A 17,847-nucleotide genomic window follows, 5' to 3' on the forward strand; every position below is an offset into this window, starting at 1 on the left:
CCTACTTTGCATTTTTTTGTTATAATAGATAGAGAAAAAGGTGATAAAATGAAAAAAATATTAATTGTAGATGATGAGAAACCAATCTCAGATATTATTAAGTTTAATATGGCCAAGGAAGGTTATGAAGTCGTTACAGCCTTCAACGGTCGTGAGGCGATCGAGCTATTTGAAGCTGAGCAACCCGACATTATTATCCTAGATTTGATGCTACCTGAAATCGATGGTTTAGAAGTAGCCAAAGCCATTCGCAAGACCAGTAGTGTTCCTATCATTATGCTCTCAGCTAAGGATAGCGAGTTTGACAAGGTTATCGGTTTGGAACTGGGTGCAGATGATTATGTCACAAAACCCTTCTCAAATCGTGAGTTACAGGCGCGTGTCAAGGCTTTACTTCGCCGTACCGACCTGGTTTCAGTTGATAGCCAAGAGTCTGATGAGAAGAAGACGCAGCCTTTACAAATTGGCGATTTGGAAATTGTTCCAGACGCTTATGTGGCCAAAAAATACGGTGAGGAATTAGATTTGACCCACCGTGAGTTTGAGCTCTTATATCACTTGGCTTCCCATATTGGACAAGTGATTACGCGTGAACACTTGCTTGAGACTGTTTGGGGTTATGATTATTTTGGTGATGTTCGTACAGTGGACGTGACCATCAGACGTTTGCGTGAAAAAATTGAAGATACTCCAAGCCGTCCAGAGTATATCCTCACCCGTCGTGGTGTTGGCTACTATATGAGAAATAATGATTGAAGATATTAGACAAACTATTCTGACCAGTGATTTTATCTTTATCTTGATTTTACTTGGCTTTATCTTGGTGGTAACCTTGCTCTTACTGGAAAACCGTCGAGATAATATCCGTCTCAAAGAGATAAATCAAAAGGTTAAGGACTTGATTGCAGGTGATTATTCTCAAGTTTTGGACTTGCAAGGAAGTACAGAAATCACCAATATTAGCAATAACCTCAATGATTTGTCAGAAGTTATTCGTTTGACCCAAGAAAATCTGGAACAAGAGAGTAAAAGACTGCATAGTATTCTTTCTTACATGACAGATGGAGTGCTTGCAACCAATCGCCGTGGCCAGATTACCATGATTAATGACATGGCCAAGAAACAATTAGGTGTGCAGAAAGAAGATGTCCTTAACAAAAGCATTTTAGAATTGCTTAAGATAGAGGATGAGTATGAACTGCGTGACCTGATTACACAGATTCCAGAGTTGACGATTGATTCCCAAGATGTGAATGGTGAATTCCTGAGCCTTCGTGTACGTTTTGCTCTGGTTCGCCGTGAGTCAGGATTCATCTCTGGTTTGGTTGCCGTTTTACATGATACAACCGAGCAGGAAAAGGAAGAACGTGAGAGAAGACTCTTTGTTTCGAACGTGAGTCATGAGTTGCGGACTCCTTTGACCAGTGTTAAATCTTATCTTGAAGCCTTGGACGAGGGAGCCTTGTATGATCCTGTAGCCCCTGATTTTATCAAAGTTTCGCTTGATGAAACTAACCGTATGATGCGGATGGTGACGGATCTCTTGCATCTCTCTCGTATTGATAATGCGACTACTCAGTTGGATGTGGAGTTGATTAACTTTACAGCATTCATCACCTTTATTCTCAACCGCTTTGATAAGATGAGAAGTCAGGATGACGAGAAAAAATATGAGCTTGTCAGAGATTACCCAATCAATTCAGTTTGGATCGAGATTGATACTGATAAGATGACCCAGGTGATTGATAATATTCTTAACAATGCCATTAAGTACTCACCAGATGGTGGCAAAATCACTGTTAGCATGAAGACCACTGATGACCAGATGATTTTATCCATCAAAGACCAAGGTTTAGGTATTCCAAAGCAAGATTTGCCTAAGATTTTTGACCGCTTCTACCGTGTGGATCGTGCAAGAAGCCGGGCTCAAGGTGGTACTGGTCTAGGTCTAGCTATCGCAAAAGAAATCATCAAACAACACAATGGCTTTATATGGGCAAAAAGTGAATACGGTAAGGGCTCAACCTTTACCATCGTGCTCCCTTATGATAAGGATGCCGTAAAAGAAGAAATATGGGAGGACGAAATAGAAGACTAAAATGGGTGAAAAAGGCTTTAAATACAGTATTCTAGCATCAGGCTCCAGTGGAAATTCCTTTTATCTGGAAACCCCAAAAAAGAAAATCCTAGTAGATGCAGGCTTATCTGGTAAGAAAATTACTAGCCTGCTAGCTGAAATCAATCGCAAACCTGAAGATCTGGATGCGATTCTGATTACGCATGAGCACTCAGATCATATCCATGGGGTCGGTGTCTTGGCTCGCAAATATGGCATGGATCTTTACGCAAATGAAAAGACTTGGCAGGCTATGGAAAATAGCAAGTATCTTGGCAAGGTTGATTCTTCTCAAAAGCATATCTTTGAAATGGGCAAAACCAAAACCTTTGGCGATATCGACATTGAGAGTTTTGGGGTCAGCCATGATGCAGTAGCACCACAGTTTTACCGCTTTATGAAAGACGACAAGAGCTTCGTCATGTTGACCGATACAGGTTATGTTAGTGACCGTATGGCAGGAATTGTCGAGAATGCGGACGGCTACCTCATCGAGTCCAACCACGATGTGGAGATTTTGCGAGCAGGATCTTACGCTTGGCGTCTCAAACAGCGAATTCTATCGGATCTCGGTCACCTTTCTAACGAAGACGGTGCTGAGGCCATGATTCGTGCAATGGGAAATCGAACAAAGAAAATCTATCTTGGTCACTTGTCCAAAGAGAACAATATCAAGGAGCTGGCTCATATGACTATGGTCAACCAGCTAGCCCAAGCGGATCTGGGAGTCGGAGTAGACTTTAAAGTTTACGATACCTCACCAGATACTGCAACACCATTGACAGATATATAAAAAAGAAGGCGAGTGCCTTCTTTTATTCTGTGTTTTATAAGGAATTTAGTGTGGTATAATGATTAAAAAAACTAAAGGAGTAGCAGTGTGAAGAGAAAATGGCTATTAAAGGATTACTATGACACAACGATTATCATACTTGCATTGATATCCGTTGTCCTTGTTTTGCTTGGATTTGCTGAGATGATTGATTTGGATAATCCACCCTACAGTATTATTGACTTGCTACTTTGGTTTATTTTTGTGGTGGATTATGGTTGGCGGTTCTTTTCAAGTAAAGAAAAATTGAGATTTATACTTGAAAATATATTCGACTTGCTAGCTATCCTTCCTTTGAATGCTATTTTTACAGTATTTCGCTTAGGGCGTATCTTCCGCTTAGCAAGGCTGACAAAATTACTGAAACTAACTCGTCTTTTAAGAGTCGTTGGATTGACTGGCAAGTTGGAAAAAAAGGTTGGAAAACTCTTACGAACAAATGGCTTACTTTATATTTTCTATCTCAATTCTTTTATTGTACTGGTAGGGAGTTCAATTTTATCAGTTGTTGAAGAAAAATCTTTTTCGGATAGTCTTTGGTGGGCGCTTGTAACGGTAACGACTGTTGGTTATGGAGATATTGTTCCTGCGTCGATTTTTGGGAAGTGGTTAGCTGTTTTACTAATGCTTGTTGGTATTGGAACAATAGGAATGTTAACGAGTTCCTTGACGAATTTTTTCGTGAAAGAGAATCCAGATGAACAGATAAAACTCGATAAACTACAAGATGAATTATCCAGTCAGAGAATACTACTTGAGAAACAATCTGAGAAGATAGAAGAACTACATAGAATGATACAAGACTTGCTTGAAAAAAAGTAATTTAGACCATACAAAAACCACTCAACGAGTGGCTTTTTTACAATCCTGCAAATTCTTTGATTTCTTGTGCTGACATGGAAGAGTCGCAACGGACATTGATTTGGCCATCAGCAACATGAACGAATCCCGGAACAGTTGGGATACCATAGCGTGAACGGAAATCTTGCAAAGCATTGAGTTGGCTAGGTTCTTCGCTATTGATGAAGTAGATGTGTGCTTTGGTTTCAGCTACGACGCCTGCTAATGTACCAGCAAATTTACGGCAGTAAGGGCAAGTTTTACGACCAATAAAGAAGGTTGCTGTTTCTTTATTATCGAGTGCTTCTTGTGCACGCGCAACTGTAGTGACTTCAAGGTCTTTAATGTTTTCTAAAAATTGTTCCATGAGATTACCTCGCTTTCATTGATAAGTCTAGTATGCCATAAAGTTTCTAAAAATGCTTAGATTTGATACGAAAAAAAGATGAGATTGGTTGGTCTCATCTTTTATAGATTTTTATTTTACAAACGCATTGATTTCTGCTTCGATGTTGGCAATCTTAGCTTGTGAATCTTCATTACTTTCACCCACAACAGCAATGTAGAACTTGATTTTTGGTTCTGTACCTGAAGGGCGAACTGCAATCCATGAACCGTCAGCAAGTGTGTATTTCAAAACATCACTTGGAGGAGTTGTCAAGTTTGTAACAGTACCGTCAGCAGCAGTAGCAGTTTGAGCCTTGAAGTCTTCTACGACAGTGATAGTTGTTGCGTTCCATTCTTTCGGAGCATTGTTACGGAATTTAGCCATAATCGATTTGATTTGTTCTGCACCATCAACACCAGAAAGAGTAACAGAGATAGTCTTTTCAGCGTAGTATCCGTATTCTTTGTAGATTTCTTCGATACCATCAGCAAGTGTCAAACCACGTGAACGGTAGTAGGCAGCAAGCTCAGCAACGACAAGAACGGCTTGGATTGCGTCTTTATCACGTACGAATGGTTTGATCAAGTAACCGAAGCTTTCTTCAAATCCCATCATGTAAGTGTGATTGTGTTTTTCTTCGAATTCTTGGATTTTCTCTGCGATAAATTTGAAACCAGTCAAAACGTTGAACATGGTTGCGCCGTAGCTTTCAGCAATCTTCGTTACCAAGTCAGTTGATACGATAGACTTGCAGAGAGCTGCATTTTCAGGAAGAGTACCAGCATTTTTGTGAGCTTCCAAGATGTATTTAGCCATGATAGCACCGATTTGGTTACCTGAAAGGTTAAGGTAGCTACCATCTTTTTGAAGAACTTCAACACCAACACGGTCAGCGTCAGGGTCAGTTGCCACAAGAACGTCTGCACCAACTTGACGACCAAGTTCTTCAGCAAGGGCAAAGGCTGCTTGGCTTTCTGGGTTTGGAGATTTTACGGTTGAGAAGTCAGGGTCTGGAGTTGCTTGTGCTTCAACAACCTGAACAGAGTCAAATCCTGCTTGAGCAAGAGCACGACGAGCCAACATTTCACCCGTACCATGAAGTGGTGTGTAGACAATTTTCATGTCTTTACCAAATTCTTCGATCAAGGCTGGGTTGATGTTTACGTCTTTGACTTCTTTAAGGTATTCCACATCGACAGCTTCGCCAATGACTTCAATTAAGCCAGAAGCTTTTTCAGCTTCAACATCAGCAACTTCAACAGCAAATGGATTTTCAATCGAACGGATGTAAGTTGTCAAAGCGTCTGCATCGTGTGGAGGCATTTGACCGCCGTCTTCACCGTAAACCTTGTATCCATTGAACGGAGCTGGGTTGTGGCTAGCAGTAATCATGATACCCGCAAAGCAGTTGAGGTGACGAACTGCAAATGACAGTTCTGGAGTTGGACGAAGGCTTTCAAATACGTAAGATTTGATACCATGTTTTGCTAGAACTGCAGCAGATTCAAAGGCAAATTCTGGTGAGAAGTGACGGCTATCGTAGGCAATTGCCACACCGCGTTCTTTTTCATTTCCACCTTTTGACTCAATCAAACGAGCCAAACCTTCAGTTGCTTGACGAACAACGTAGATGTTGATGCGGTTTGTACCAGCACCGATCAAACCACGCATACCAGCAGTACCAAATTCAAGATTGGTATAAAAGGCATCTTCCTTTGTCTTTTCGTCCATATTTTTTAAGTCTTGGCGAAGGTAGTCTGGAAGGTCAGCAAAATCGACCCATTTTTGATAATTTTCTTGGTAAGTCATAGAGTGTCTCCTTTGTTTATTTGCTTTAATCGCCTTCATTATATCACGATTTGACATTTTAGTAAAACGTTAGCATAACTTAAAATGTAGGAAATTTACTTATGCACTTTAGCGGGAAAATGGTGGGTACCATGCTAACTTATACTAAGTTAGGGATGAAAACCAATTATCCAATTTTTTAAAATATTAAAAGTTATAGTATTTTTGTGGAATTTTTGAATAAAGTAAATCGTCAATATTGTTATATTCTGTTCTTTTTATAAAGAATCCTTTAATGTATCAAATGAACAGATAGAAAAATTTAATGTAAAACTCTATAAATTTAAGATATTTTGAAAAATTCTGGTTTCTGTTTTGAATTTTATTGTGTGTATGGTAAAATATAGTAAATCATTAAAGGAGAATCCATTATGAAAAAAATTCTTAAGCATTCTGCTTTGCTTTTATCAGCTTTAGCACTGGTTGCCTGTGGAGCTCAAAAAAAAGCAAGCGACAATGGTACAGCTTCAAACTCTAACTTTGAAGTTTCTGTAAAAGACGGCATGTATGTATTGCCTAAAGATGAGGATTCATCATCAACGTACCTTGCTCTTCAAGTCGAAATCAAGAATAATCGTGATAAACAGTTTAGTTTTACTAGCCAAGATATTACGCTTTATAATGAAAAAGATGAAAAATTACAACCAATTCAAATTTACGAAAGCGACAGTAAAACTAAATTTATGTCATATGGAGACAGTCTTTCTAAAGGAAAGAGTGTTGCTGGTTATGTAGTGTATGAAGTCGATAAGAATGCTAAGTATGAACTCCACTTTGCACCTAGCTTTTACGATGACATCAAAGAAAATTCTAAAAAGAATAACGATGTAGCGATTAAGGTGGACCCAAGTCAGTATGAAGACAATATTGATGAAGCAAAAGATGTAATGAAAAAATATGTCGATGCTGTTTACCTTAATGGGGAAAGTTCTGGTGGCGGAACGAACTTGAGTGCTACTGATAACAAATCGCAAGTTGTTGCGCTTGCTGATGATAAAAAATCTTCTGATAATAGTGCTGAATTCACAAACGATGCGAAAGCTGATAAAGAAGAGTTTATCAAGAAATTTACAGAATCATTCGGAAAAGGCTTCTATAACTACAAACCGTCTGATTCAGAACTTAGAACATTCGCAGATGCCTACATCAAAGCAAACGCTAAGAGAGCAAAAGTTGATTACAAGGTGAAGACATATTTGCCAGACTATGCTGTTGTTTATGTTAGACCAGAAACAATTGACTTGGATAACTTGAATGTCTATGAATTGAGCCGTAAGTTCTACGAAGAAAACAAAGGTAAATATAGCAACTACTCAGAAGCTATGAAAGCTGGCGAAAAATACATTTTAGAAAATGCTCCAAGTCAATTTGATTCAACTCCTCTAGACACTAGTGATAACATGAAAAAAGAGGGTTATGAAATTAAAATGACGAAAAAAGATGGAAAATGGACCATTGATACCTCGTCTAAGAACTATGAATTGAAAGATATGGCTCGCACATTCCGTGGAGGCATTGGATACTAAGATGAAAGGTTCGAGTGTTTGACTCGAACTTTTTTCGTTGCAATTGTGCAAAAGAGAAAAAGATAGTAAAATAGGGATATGATTATTTTACAAGCCAATAAAATTGAACGTTCTTTTGCAGGCGAGCTTTTGTTTGATAATATCAACCTGCAGGTAGATGAACGAGACCGAATTGCTCTTGTTGGGAAAAATGGTGCTGGTAAGTCCACACTTTTGAAGATTTTGGTTGGAGAAGAGGAGCCAACTAGTGGAGAAATCAATAAGAAAAAAGATGTTTCTCTGTCTTACCTAGCCCAAGATAGTCGTTTTGAGTCTGAAAATACCATTTATAATGAAATGCTTCATGTCTTTGATGATCTACGCCGTACGGAGAAACAACTGCGTCAGATGGAGTTGGAGATGGGTGAAAAGTCTGGTGAGGATTTGGATAAACTGATGGCGGATTATGATCGTTTATCAGAGAATTTCCGCCAGGCTGGTGGCTTTACCTACGAAGCTGATATCCGCGCTATCTTAAATGGTTTCAAGTTTGATGAATCTATGTGGCAGACGAAAATTGCTGAGCTTTCAGGTGGTCAAAATACTCGTCTGGCACTGGCTAAAATGCTCCTTGAAAAGCCCAATCTCTTGGTCTTGGACGAGCCAACCAACCACTTGGATATCGAAACCATTGCCTGGTTGGAAAATTACCTAGTAAATTATAGTGGTGCACTCATTATTGTCAGTCACGACCGTTACTTTTTGGATAAGGTTGCGACGGTTACACTCGATTTGACCAAGCATTCCTTAGATCGTTATGTAGGTAATTACTCTCGCTTTGTTGAGTTAAAGGAGCAAAAGCTAGCTACTGAGGCAAAAAACTATGAAAAGCAACAAAAGGAAATCGCTGCTCTGGAAGACTTTGTCAATCGCAATTTAGTACGAGCTTCGACAACCAAACGTGCCCAATCTCGGCGCAAACAACTCGAAAAAATGGAGCGCTTGGATAAGCCTGAATCTGGGAAGAAATCAGCTAATATGACCTTCCAGGCTGAAAAAACATCTGGTAATGTTGTCCTAACAGTTGAAAATGCAGCCATTGGTTATGATGGAGAAATACTCTCTGAGCCAATCAATCTGGACCTTCGTAAAATGAATGCTGTTGCCATCGTTGGACCAAACGGCATCGGGAAGTCAACCTTTATCAAGTCTATTGTGGATCAGATTCCCTTTATCAAAGGAGAGAAGCGTTTTGGTGCCAATGTTGAGGTTGGATACTATGATCAGACTCAAAGTAAGCTAACACCAAGTAATACTGTTCTAGATGAACTTTGGGATGATTTTAAACTGACACCAGAAGTTGAAATCCGCAACCGTCTTGGTGCCTTCCTTTTCTCAGGAGATGATGTTAAAAAATCAGTTGGCATGCTGTCAGGTGGCGAGAAAGCTCGTTTACTTTTGGCTAAGTTGTCTATGGAAAACAACAACTTCCTGATCCTTGACGAGCCAACCAACCACTTGGATATTGATAGCAAGGAAGTGTTAGAAAATGCCCTGATTGACTTTGACGGAACCCTTCTTTTTGTCAGCCACGACCGTTACTTTATCAATCGTGTAGCCACTCATGTACTGGAATTGTCTGAGAGTGGTTCAACCCTCTACATTGGGGATTATGACTACTATGTTGAAAAGAAAGCAGAAGTAGAAATGACTCAGACAGAAGAAGCTTCAACTAGTAATCAAGCAAAAGAAACAAGCCCAGCTAATGACTATCAGGCCCAGAAAGAAAGTCAGAAAGAAGCCCGTAAGCTCATGCGACAAATCGAAAGTTTAGAAGCTGAAATCGAAGAGTTAGAAAGTCAAAGTCAAGCCATTTCTGAACAAATGCTGGAAACCAATGATGCTGAAAAGCTCATGGAATTGCAGGCTGAACTGGACAAAATGAGCCATCGTCAGGAAGAAGCCATGCTTAAGTGGGAAGAATTATCAGAGCAGGTGTAAGAAATGGAACATCTTGGAAAGATATTTCGTGAATTTCGAACAAGTGGGAAGTACTCCTTGAAAGAGGCGGCAGGTGAATCATGTTCAACCTCTCAATTATCTCGCTTCGAGCTTGGGGAGTCTGATTTAGCAGTTTCCCGTTTCTTTGAGATTTTGGATAATATTCATGTTACTATTGAAAATTTCATGGACAAGGCTAGGGATTTTCAAAATCATGAACATGTTGCCTTGATGGCACAGATTATTCCGCTTTACTATTCAAATGATATTGCAGGTTTTCAAAAGCTTCAAAAGGAACAGCTTGAGAAAGCAAAGAGTTCGACCAATCCCCTCTATTTTGAGCTGAATTGGATTTTGTTACAGGGGCTGATTTGTCAAAGAGATGCTCGTTACACGATGAGTCAGAGTGATTTGGAAAAAGTAGCAGATTATCTTTTTCAAACAGAAGAATGGACCATGTATGAGTTGATTCTTTTCGGGAATCTCTATACTTTCTACAATGTGGACTATGTAGCTCGGATTGGCAGAGAAGTCATGGAGCGGGAAGACTACTACAAGGAAATTGGTCGGCATCGTAAACTCGTTTTGATTTTATCTCTTAACTGTTACCAGCATTGTTTGGAAAACCGTTCCTTTGCGGATGCGGAATATTTTGAGGGCTATGTGGAGAAGTTGATTGGAAATAGTATCAAGCTTTATGAGCGCAATATCTTCCATTATCTCAAAGGTTTTGCCCAATACCAGAGAGACTTGAAAGCAGAAGGTTGTAGTCAGATGCAGGAAGCTATGCATATTTTTGATGTGCTTGGACTTCCAGAGCAAGTGGCTTACTATCAGGAACATTATGAAAAATTTGTAAATCCTTAAATTTCCCAAATAAGGGAAAAATAAAGAGACTCCTTTCAGTTTTGATACAATAGTTTCAAAATTTGAGAGGAGCTTTTTATATGAATCGACATGCAATCCAGTTGATTAGTCGTGGGGCTATTAATAAGATAGGAAATATGCTCTATGATTATGGAAACAGTGTTTGGTTGGCATCAATGGGAACGATAGGACAGACTGTTCTTGGGATTTATCAAATTTCTGAGTTGGTTACATCGATTCTGGTCAATCCCTTTGGCGGAGTGATTTCAGACCGCTTTTCGCGTCGCAAAATTTTGATGACGACAGACCTGGTTTGTGGTATTCTCTGTTTAGCTATTTCTTTCATCAGAAATGATAGCTTGATGATTGCTGCCTTGATTTTTGCCAATATTGTTCAGGCAGTTGCCTTTGCATTCTCTCGTACAGCCAATAAAGCTATTATAACTGAGGTTGTAGAGAAAGACGAGATTGTGACCTATAATGCTCGCTTAGAGCTCGTTTTGCAGGTTGTAGGCGTTAGCTCCCCTGTACTTTCTTTCCTCGTTTTACAATTTGCCAGTCTCCATATGACGCTCGTTTTAGATGCCATTAGTTTTTTCATCGCATTTACATTAGTAGCTTTTCTTCCCAAAAATGAGAATCAGTTACAAGAGAAAAAGACTTTCAGCTGGAAAAATATTTTTTCTGATATGAAGGAAGGACTTGGCTATATTTGGCGCCAGCAAGAGATCTTTTTCCTTTTGTTAGTGGCTTCCAGTGTTAATTTCTTTTTTGCAGCTTTTGAATTTCTCCTCCCTTTTTCAGAACGGCTTTACGGGGTAGAAGGAGCTTATGCAAGTATTTTGACTATGGGCGCTATTGGTTCGATTATCGGAGCTCTTCTAGCTAGTAAAATAAAGGCAAGTGTCTATAATCTTTTGATTCTATTGGCTTTGACTGGAGTTGGAGTTTTTATGATGGGGTTACCACTGCCAACTTTTCTTTCCTTTTCTGGAAATTTAGTTTGTGAACTGTTTATGACGATTTTTAATATTCACTTTTTTACTCAGGTGCAAACCAAGGTTGAGGGGGAATACTTGGGGAGAGTGCTAAGCACCATTTTTACCTTAGCCATCCTATTTATGCCGATTGCAAAAGGCTTTATGACGGTGCTACCAAGTGTCCATCTCTCTTCTTTTCTGATAATTGGAAGCGGTGTTATCATCCTGTCTTGTTTATCCCTCGTTTATGTGCGAAGTCGTTTTAAAAAAGAGTTATAATTTCTCTTTTTAAGAAAATATTACACTACAAACCATTTTTCAGTCCTTCTCTATTGTGAGGAGGGCTTGCTTTGTGGTAAAATGGGATTATGAATGAAAGAATGAATGAGTTAGTTGCCTTACTCAACCGCTATGCGACCGAGTACTATACGAGTGACAATCCCTCGGTTTCAGATAGCGAGTATGATCGTCTCTACCGAGAGTTGGTCGAATTGGAAGCTGCCTATCCAGATCAAGTTTTAGCGGACAGTCCGACCCATCGTGTTGGTGGTAAGGTTTTAGATGGTTTTGAAAAATACAGTCATCAGTATCCTCTATACAGTTTGCAGGATGCTTTTTCACGTGAAGAGTTAGAAGCTTTTGATGCGCGTGTGCGAAAGGAATTACCCCACCCGACCTATATTTGCGAGCTGAAAATCGATGGTTTGTCTATCTCGCTTACGTATGAAAAGGGAATTTTGGTAGTCGGTGCGACACGTGGGGATGGTTCTGTTGGTGAAAATATCACCGAAAACCTCAAGCGTGTCAAGGACATTCCTTTGACCTTGCCAGAAGAACTTGATATCACTGTTCGTGGAGAGTGTTACATGCCACGCGCTTCCTTTGATCTGGTCAACCAAGCCCGCCAAGAAAATGGAGAGCCTGAATTTGCTAATCCTCGTAACGCGGCAGCAGGCACCTTACGTCAGCTGGATACAGCAGTAGTGGCCAAGCGTAATCTTGCGACTTTCCTCTATCAAGAAGCCAGCCCTTCAACTCGTGATAGCCAAGAAAAGGTCTTGGAGCATCTTGGACAGCTTGGCTTTGTAGTTAATCCAAAGCGAATCTTGGCTGAAAGTATAGATGAGATATGGGATTTTATCCAAGAAGTAGGACAAGAACGGGATAAACTGCCTTACGATATTGATGGAGTGGTCATCAAGGTCAATGACTTAGCAGGTCAAGAAGAACTCGGCTTTACTGTTAAAGCGCCCAAGTGGGCAATCGCTTATAAATTTCCTGCTGAGGAAAAAGAAGCTCAACTCCTTTCAGTTGACTGGACAGTAGGTCGTACGGGTGTTGTGACCCCGACTGCCAATCTAACACCTGTTCAGCTTGCTGGGACAACTGTTAGCCGTGCAACACTGCACAATGTAGATTATATTGCTGAAAAGGATATCCGAAAAGACGATACGGTTATCATTTATAAGTCTGGAGATATCATCCCTGCAGTTTTGCGTGTAGTAGAGTCCAAGCGTGTTTCTGAAGAAAAACTAGATATTCCGACTAATTGTCCAAGTTGTGACAGTCACCTGCTTCACTTTGAAGATGAAGTGGCCCTCCGTTGTGTTAACCCTGATTGTCCAGCACAAATCATGGGAAGTTTGATTCACTTTGCCTCTCGAGATGCCATGAATATTACAGGACTTGGTCCATCTATTGTTGAAAAGCTTTTTGCTGCCAATTTAGTCAAAGATGTGGCAGATATTTACCGTTTGAAAGAAGAAGATTTCCTCCTTTTAGAAGGTGTCAAGGAAAAGTCTGCTTCTAAACTGTATCAGGCCATTCAAGCATCCAAGGAAAACTCTGCTGAAAAGCTCTTGTTTGGTCTGGGAATTCGCCATGTCGGAAGCAAGGCTAGCCAACTCTTGCTCCAACATTTCCACTCTATTGAAAATCTAGCCCAAGCTGATCCTGAGGAAGTAGCAAGTATTGAAAGCTTGGGTAGTGTGATTGCTCAAAGCCTTCAGACTTATTTTGCTACAGAAGGATCAAAGATTCTCTTAGACGAGTTGAAAGAAGCTGGAGTCAATCTGGACTACAAAGGACAGACACTAGTGGCAGATGCGGCCTTGTCAGGTTTGACCGTTGTACTCACGGGGAAATTGGAACGCCTCACACGTTCTGAAGCCAAAAATAAACTCGAAAGTCTGGGTGCCAAAGTCACAGGCAGTGTTTCCAAGAAAACGAATCTTGTCGTAGCAGGAGCAGATGCAGGAAGCAAGCTCCAAAAAGCGCAAGAACTTGGTATCGAAGTTAGAGATGAAGCTTGGCTAGAAAGTTTGTAAAGAATAGTTGAAAACTAGATGTTAGATAGTCTGGAACTATCTCTTCTGATGTGTTTTTATATCTATTAAAACTATTCTCTATAGTGCTGAAATTCCCGTTAAATTCTTCAGCATGACTTAAAAATTGAAATTAGGAATTAGGAAAAGAAATGTATAGATACCCAGTAGTCATCCATTTTCACCGAAAAAATGGGGATTATGATGCTTGTTCATTCAGTAGAAAACAGGCAGATATTAAAGAAAATTTGTATTATGAAAATGACTATTTTGGAGCAAAATTCTCCTTTACAGTCACAAGTGCAGAAAGGCTTGATACTTTGACCTTTTCTGCTGAAATAGATGGTAAGACAAAAGACTATCTTCTACGGTTTAACTATTACCCACTGTTGACTGAGGTTTGGATCTTAGATGGTGATGAGACGGTTTATTATTCTGAAAATCCTGCCATTGCAAGTCCTTACTATATAGATCGAAATCCGTTTGCTTTTGATAAAGCTTTTCACAGTGAAAGTTTCGATCATCATTGGGGATATCAAGGAGAGTTAGGTTACAGTATCTCAGACTACCAGACAAGCTTTAAACTCTGGGCTCCAACCGCTACAGCTGTTCAAGTGGTCGTTTATGAAAATACAAGTAACGACGCGCCGATTTGGAAAACCTTTAACCTTGAGCGTGGGAATAGCTATTCATACAGCCATAAGTACAATACCATTGGTGTTTGGAGTGTAGACCTGGATGAAAATCTTGCAGGTAAAGCCTATCAGTATCAGATTGAGTTTCCGCACCACCAGACTTTGACACGAGACCCATACACTATCGCTACAAGTCCTGACGGGAAACGTTCCGTAATTCTCTCTCAGCAAGATAGACAGGTAGAAGGATTTAAAGTCAAACATGGGACAGACGCTCCTTGGCGTTTGGAAAATCCATGTAAAGCCGTTATCTGTGAGATGCACATTCGTGATTTTACAAAATCGCCGACATCTGGGGTTCCAGAAAACCTTCGAGGGACCTTCCTTGGGGCTGCCCATACTGGAACGGTTAACCAGTATGGGCAAGCAACAGCCTTTGACTATATCAAAGAACTCGGCTGTAATTATGTTCAGCTCCAACCAATCTTTGATCGTCATAAGGAATACGACGAGGACGGAAATGTAACCTATAACTGGGGTTATGACCCTCAAAACTACAATGCCCCAGAACCAAGTTTCTCTAGTAACCCAAATGATCCTGGACAGGTTATTCGAGACCTCAAGACCATGATTCAGGCATATCATGATGCGGGAATCGGTGTCATTATGGATGTTGTTTATAACCATACCTTCTCAACGGTTGATGCACCTTTCCAAACAACTGTTCCTGATTATTACTATCGTATGAATCCAGATGGAACCTTCCAAAACGGCACAGGTGTTGGAAATGAAACCGCAAGCGAACACGAAATGTACCGCAAGTATATGATTGACTCACTCCTTTATTGGGTGAAAGAATACAATATTGACGGATTCCGTTTCGACTTGATGGGAATTCACGATGTTAAAACTATGCAGGCAATTCGTTGGGCATTAGATGAGGTTGATCCCCGTATTATCACCTATGGAGAAGGTTGGGATATGGGGACTGGTCTTGCACCTTATGATAAGGCCAAGAAGGACAATGCCTACCAGATGCCAAATATTGGATTCTTCAATGATGATCAGCGTGATGCCATCAAAGGAGGAGAAGTTTATGGCACAATCAAGGCAGGATTTGTTAGTGGTGCAGCTACAGAACCGATTGTAGCCAAAGCTATTCTTGGTAGCCGAGAGTTGGGTTCATATCTTAGTCCAAACCAAGTTCTTAACTACGTGGAAGCCCATGATAATTACAACTTGCATGATTTGTTGGTAACCCTTCATCCAGATCACAGTTCAGATAAGATTATGCGACAGGTTGAGACAGCAACAGCGATGAGCATTCTTATGCAAGGGATGTCCTTTATAGAGCTGGGTCAAGAATTTGGACGCACCAAACTCCTTGCTACTGGAGAAAATGGCGAGCTGACTGCGGCAGATAGAGAACGGGCCATGAATAGTTACAATGCTCCAGATAGTGTCAACCAGATCAACTGGGATTTAATCAATGAGAGACAAGAGAGCATTGACTTTATTCGCCAGATTATTCGCCTAAAAACACAAACACGTGCTTTCTCTTATCCTACATACGAAGAAGTTTATCGTCATGTCTTTGTCCATACAGCTGCTGAAAATAGTGGGTGGATTGTTTACGAAATTCACGGTGGATCAGAGCACTTATTGGTGGTATTCAACGCTAAAGGAACTTCCTTCTACTTTGAAAATGCGGGAAATCTTGAAATGCTGGTGTCCAATAGTCGTTCAAAAGAGTCTAATGTGATTGATGATATCAGCGTTGCAGTCTTGAAGGTACTTTCATAGTAAATGCTACAAAAAGGTTTAGTTAAATCTAGACCTTTTTTGATTTTTATTGAAAAACCAATATCTAATAGGAATAAATTTCAAATAATTTGAAGAATCAAGTTTGTGAAAAAAATATCAATATTTTCCAAAAAGGGGTTGTAATTTTCTGAAAATTTGATAAAATAAGTTTTAATCATTTTCAGGAGGAAGAGAATTTGACACATTATCAGAATTTAGTGAATGGAAAATGGAAATCATCAGAGAATGAAATTACCATTTATTCTCCCATCAATCAGGAAAAGCTGGGAACAGTACCCGCAATGAGTCAGGCTGAAGTAGATGAGGCTATGAAAGCAGCGCGTGCAGCTCTCCCAGCATGGCGTGATTTAGCACCAGTTGAGCGTGCAGCCTATTTACATAAGACAGCAGACATTTTGGAACGTGATAAAGAAAAAATTGGTACCATTCTTGCCAAAGAGGTTGCAAAAGGGATTAAAGCAGCCATTGGAGAAGTAGTACGTACAGCAGAATTGATTCGTTTTGCTGCTGAGGAAGGTCTCCGTATCACTGGACAAGCAATGGAAGGTGGCGGTTTTGAAGTTGCAAGTAAAAATAAACTAGCCGTTGTTCGTCGTGAGCCAGTTGGAGTGGTGTTAGCTATCGCACCATTTAACTACCCAGTCAACCTTTCTGGATCCAAGATTGCTCCGGCCTTGATTGCAGGAAATGTCGTTATGTTTAAACCACCAACACAAGGATCTATTTCTGGTCTCTTGTTGGCTAAAGCATTTGACGAAGCCGGAATCCCAGCAGGTGTCTTCAACACCATCACTGGACGTGGTTCTGAAATTGGAGACTACATCATCGAACACAAGGAAGTGAACTTCATTAACTTTACAGGTTCAACACCGATTGGGGAACGTATTGGTCGTTTAGCTGGTATGCGCCCAATTATGCTTGAACTTGGTGGAAAAGATGCAGCAATTGTCTTAGAAGATGCAGATTTAGAAAATGCAGCTAAGCAGATCGTAGGTGGTGCCTTTAGCTACTCTGGTCAGCGTTGTACCGCTATCAAACGTGTTTTGGTTGTGGAAAGCGTAGCAGACAGATTGGCTGAATTGCTCCAGGCTGAAGTTGCTAAGCTAACTGTCGGTGATCCATTTGACAATGCAGATATCACACCTGTTATTGACAATGCTTCAGCTGATTTCATCTGGGGATTGATTGAAGATGCTCAGGAAAAAGGAGCCAAAGCGCTCAGCCCAATCAAACGTGAGAATAATCTCATTTGGCCAGGACTTTTTGATTATGTCACAAGAGACATGAAATTAGCCTGGGAAGAACCATTTGGACCAGTTCTCCCAATTATCCGAGTTGCAGATGCCAACGAAGCACTAGAAATTGCTAATGAATCAGAGTTCGGTCTTCAATCTTCAGTCTTTACAAATGACTTTAAGAAGGCGTTTGAAATCGCTGAAAAACTTGAAGTGGGAACCGTTCATATTAATAATAAAACACAACGTGGACCAGATAATTTCCCATTTCTTGGTGTAAAAGGTTCTGGTGCAGGAGTGCAAGGAATTAAATATAGTATTGAAGCGATGACAAATGTTAAATCCATTGTTTTTGATGTGAAATAATTTATAAAATCAGGAAAACGACTTCCTGATTTTATTTTTTTCAAAAAAATACAGTTTAAAATTGATAAAAAACGAATATTTTGGTA

At 40.1% G+C, this 17,847-nt stretch carries 13 protein-coding genes; 11 read left to right on the forward strand and 2 right to left on the reverse strand.

Translation table 11 applies throughout. The features are described 5' to 3' along the window. The first annotated feature begins 48 nt into the window (after positions 1–48). The 4 genes from yycF (at position 49) to B7714_RS05485 (ending at position 3,770) form a co-directional block, all read left to right on the forward strand. On the forward strand, positions 49–756 hold the full coding sequence (gene yycF, locus B7714_RS05470) for a response regulator YycF (protein ID WP_000722058.1): 708 nt from the start codon (positions 49–51) through the stop codon (positions 754–756). Continuing rightward, entirely contained in the window at positions 749–2,098 is a 1,350-nt protein-coding gene (vicK, locus tag B7714_RS05475; RefSeq protein WP_084859884.1) for a cell wall metabolism sensor histidine kinase VicK, read from the forward strand. The genes yycF and vicK overlap by 8 nt, the downstream gene beginning before the upstream one ends. Before the next feature lies 1 nt (position 2,099). After that, positions 2,100–2,909, forward strand: a complete 810-nt coding sequence (locus tag B7714_RS05480; protein WP_084859885.1) for an MBL fold metallo-hydrolase — start codon at positions 2,100–2,102, stop codon at positions 2,907–2,909. An 87-nt stretch (positions 2,910–2,996) separates the two neighbouring features. Beyond that, a complete protein-coding gene (locus B7714_RS05485) occupies positions 2,997–3,770 on the forward strand; it encodes a potassium channel family protein (protein WP_084859886.1) in 774 nt (257 codons plus the stop codon). Between the two features lie 37 nt (positions 3,771–3,807). On the opposite strand, the gene B7714_RS05490 is transcribed toward B7714_RS05485, so the two are convergent. Then, entirely contained in the window at positions 3,808–4,155 is a 348-nt protein-coding gene (locus B7714_RS05490; protein ID WP_084859887.1) for a DUF6568 family protein, read from the reverse strand. Positions 4,156–4,266: 111 nt separating this feature from the next. Then, positions 4,267–5,985 carry a phospho-sugar mutase gene (locus tag B7714_RS05495; protein WP_084859888.1) on the reverse strand — a complete coding sequence of 573 codons (1,719 nt, stop codon included), beginning with the start codon at positions 5,983–5,985 and terminating at the stop codon, positions 4,267–4,269. Between the two features lie 410 nt (positions 5,986–6,395). Here B7714_RS05495 and B7714_RS05500 point away from each other — a divergent pair, with 410 nt between their 5' ends. The 7 genes from B7714_RS05500 (at position 6,396) to B7714_RS05530 (ending at position 17,761) form a co-directional block, all read left to right on the forward strand. Continuing rightward, a complete protein-coding gene (locus B7714_RS05500; RefSeq protein ID WP_084859889.1) occupies positions 6,396–7,550 on the forward strand; it encodes a DUF4352 domain-containing protein in 1,155 nt (384 codons plus the stop codon). A gap of 78 nt (positions 7,551–7,628) precedes the next feature. After that, positions 7,629–9,530, forward strand: coding sequence for a ribosomal protection-like ABC-F family protein (gene abc-f / locus B7714_RS05505; RefSeq protein WP_084859890.1), 1,902 nt, complete (start codon positions 7,629–7,631; stop codon positions 9,528–9,530). 3 nt (positions 9,531–9,533) lie between these two features. Continuing rightward, positions 9,534–10,397, forward strand: coding sequence for an Rgg family transcriptional regulator (locus tag B7714_RS05510; RefSeq protein ID WP_084859891.1), 864 nt, complete (start codon positions 9,534–9,536; stop codon positions 10,395–10,397). 80 nt (positions 10,398–10,477) lie between these two features. Then, complete coding sequence (locus B7714_RS05515; RefSeq protein ID WP_084859892.1) at positions 10,478–11,656, forward strand: MFS transporter; 1,179 nt, start codon at positions 10,478–10,480, stop codon at positions 11,654–11,656. 89 nt (positions 11,657–11,745) lie between these two features. Then, entirely contained in the window at positions 11,746–13,704 is a 1,959-nt protein-coding gene (gene ligA, locus B7714_RS05520; protein ID WP_084859893.1) for an NAD-dependent DNA ligase LigA, read from the forward strand. A gap of 149 nt (positions 13,705–13,853) precedes the next feature. Continuing rightward, the gene (pulA, locus tag B7714_RS05525; protein WP_084859894.1) at positions 13,854–16,139 is read left to right on the forward strand and encodes a type I pullulanase; all 2,286 of its coding nucleotides are present in this window, start codon (positions 13,854–13,856) and stop codon (positions 16,137–16,139) included. A gap of 197 nt (positions 16,140–16,336) precedes the next feature. Beyond that, positions 16,337–17,761 carry an NADP-dependent glyceraldehyde-3-phosphate dehydrogenase gene (locus B7714_RS05530; protein ID WP_084859895.1) on the forward strand — a complete coding sequence of 475 codons (1,425 nt, stop codon included), beginning with the start codon at positions 16,337–16,339 and terminating at the stop codon, positions 17,759–17,761. The last annotated feature ends 86 nt before the right edge of the window (positions 17,762–17,847 follow it).

This window comes from Streptococcus oralis subsp. oralis (genome assembly GCF_002096595.1).
Lineage (GTDB): Bacteria > Bacillota > Bacilli > Lactobacillales > Streptococcaceae > Streptococcus > Streptococcus oralis_D.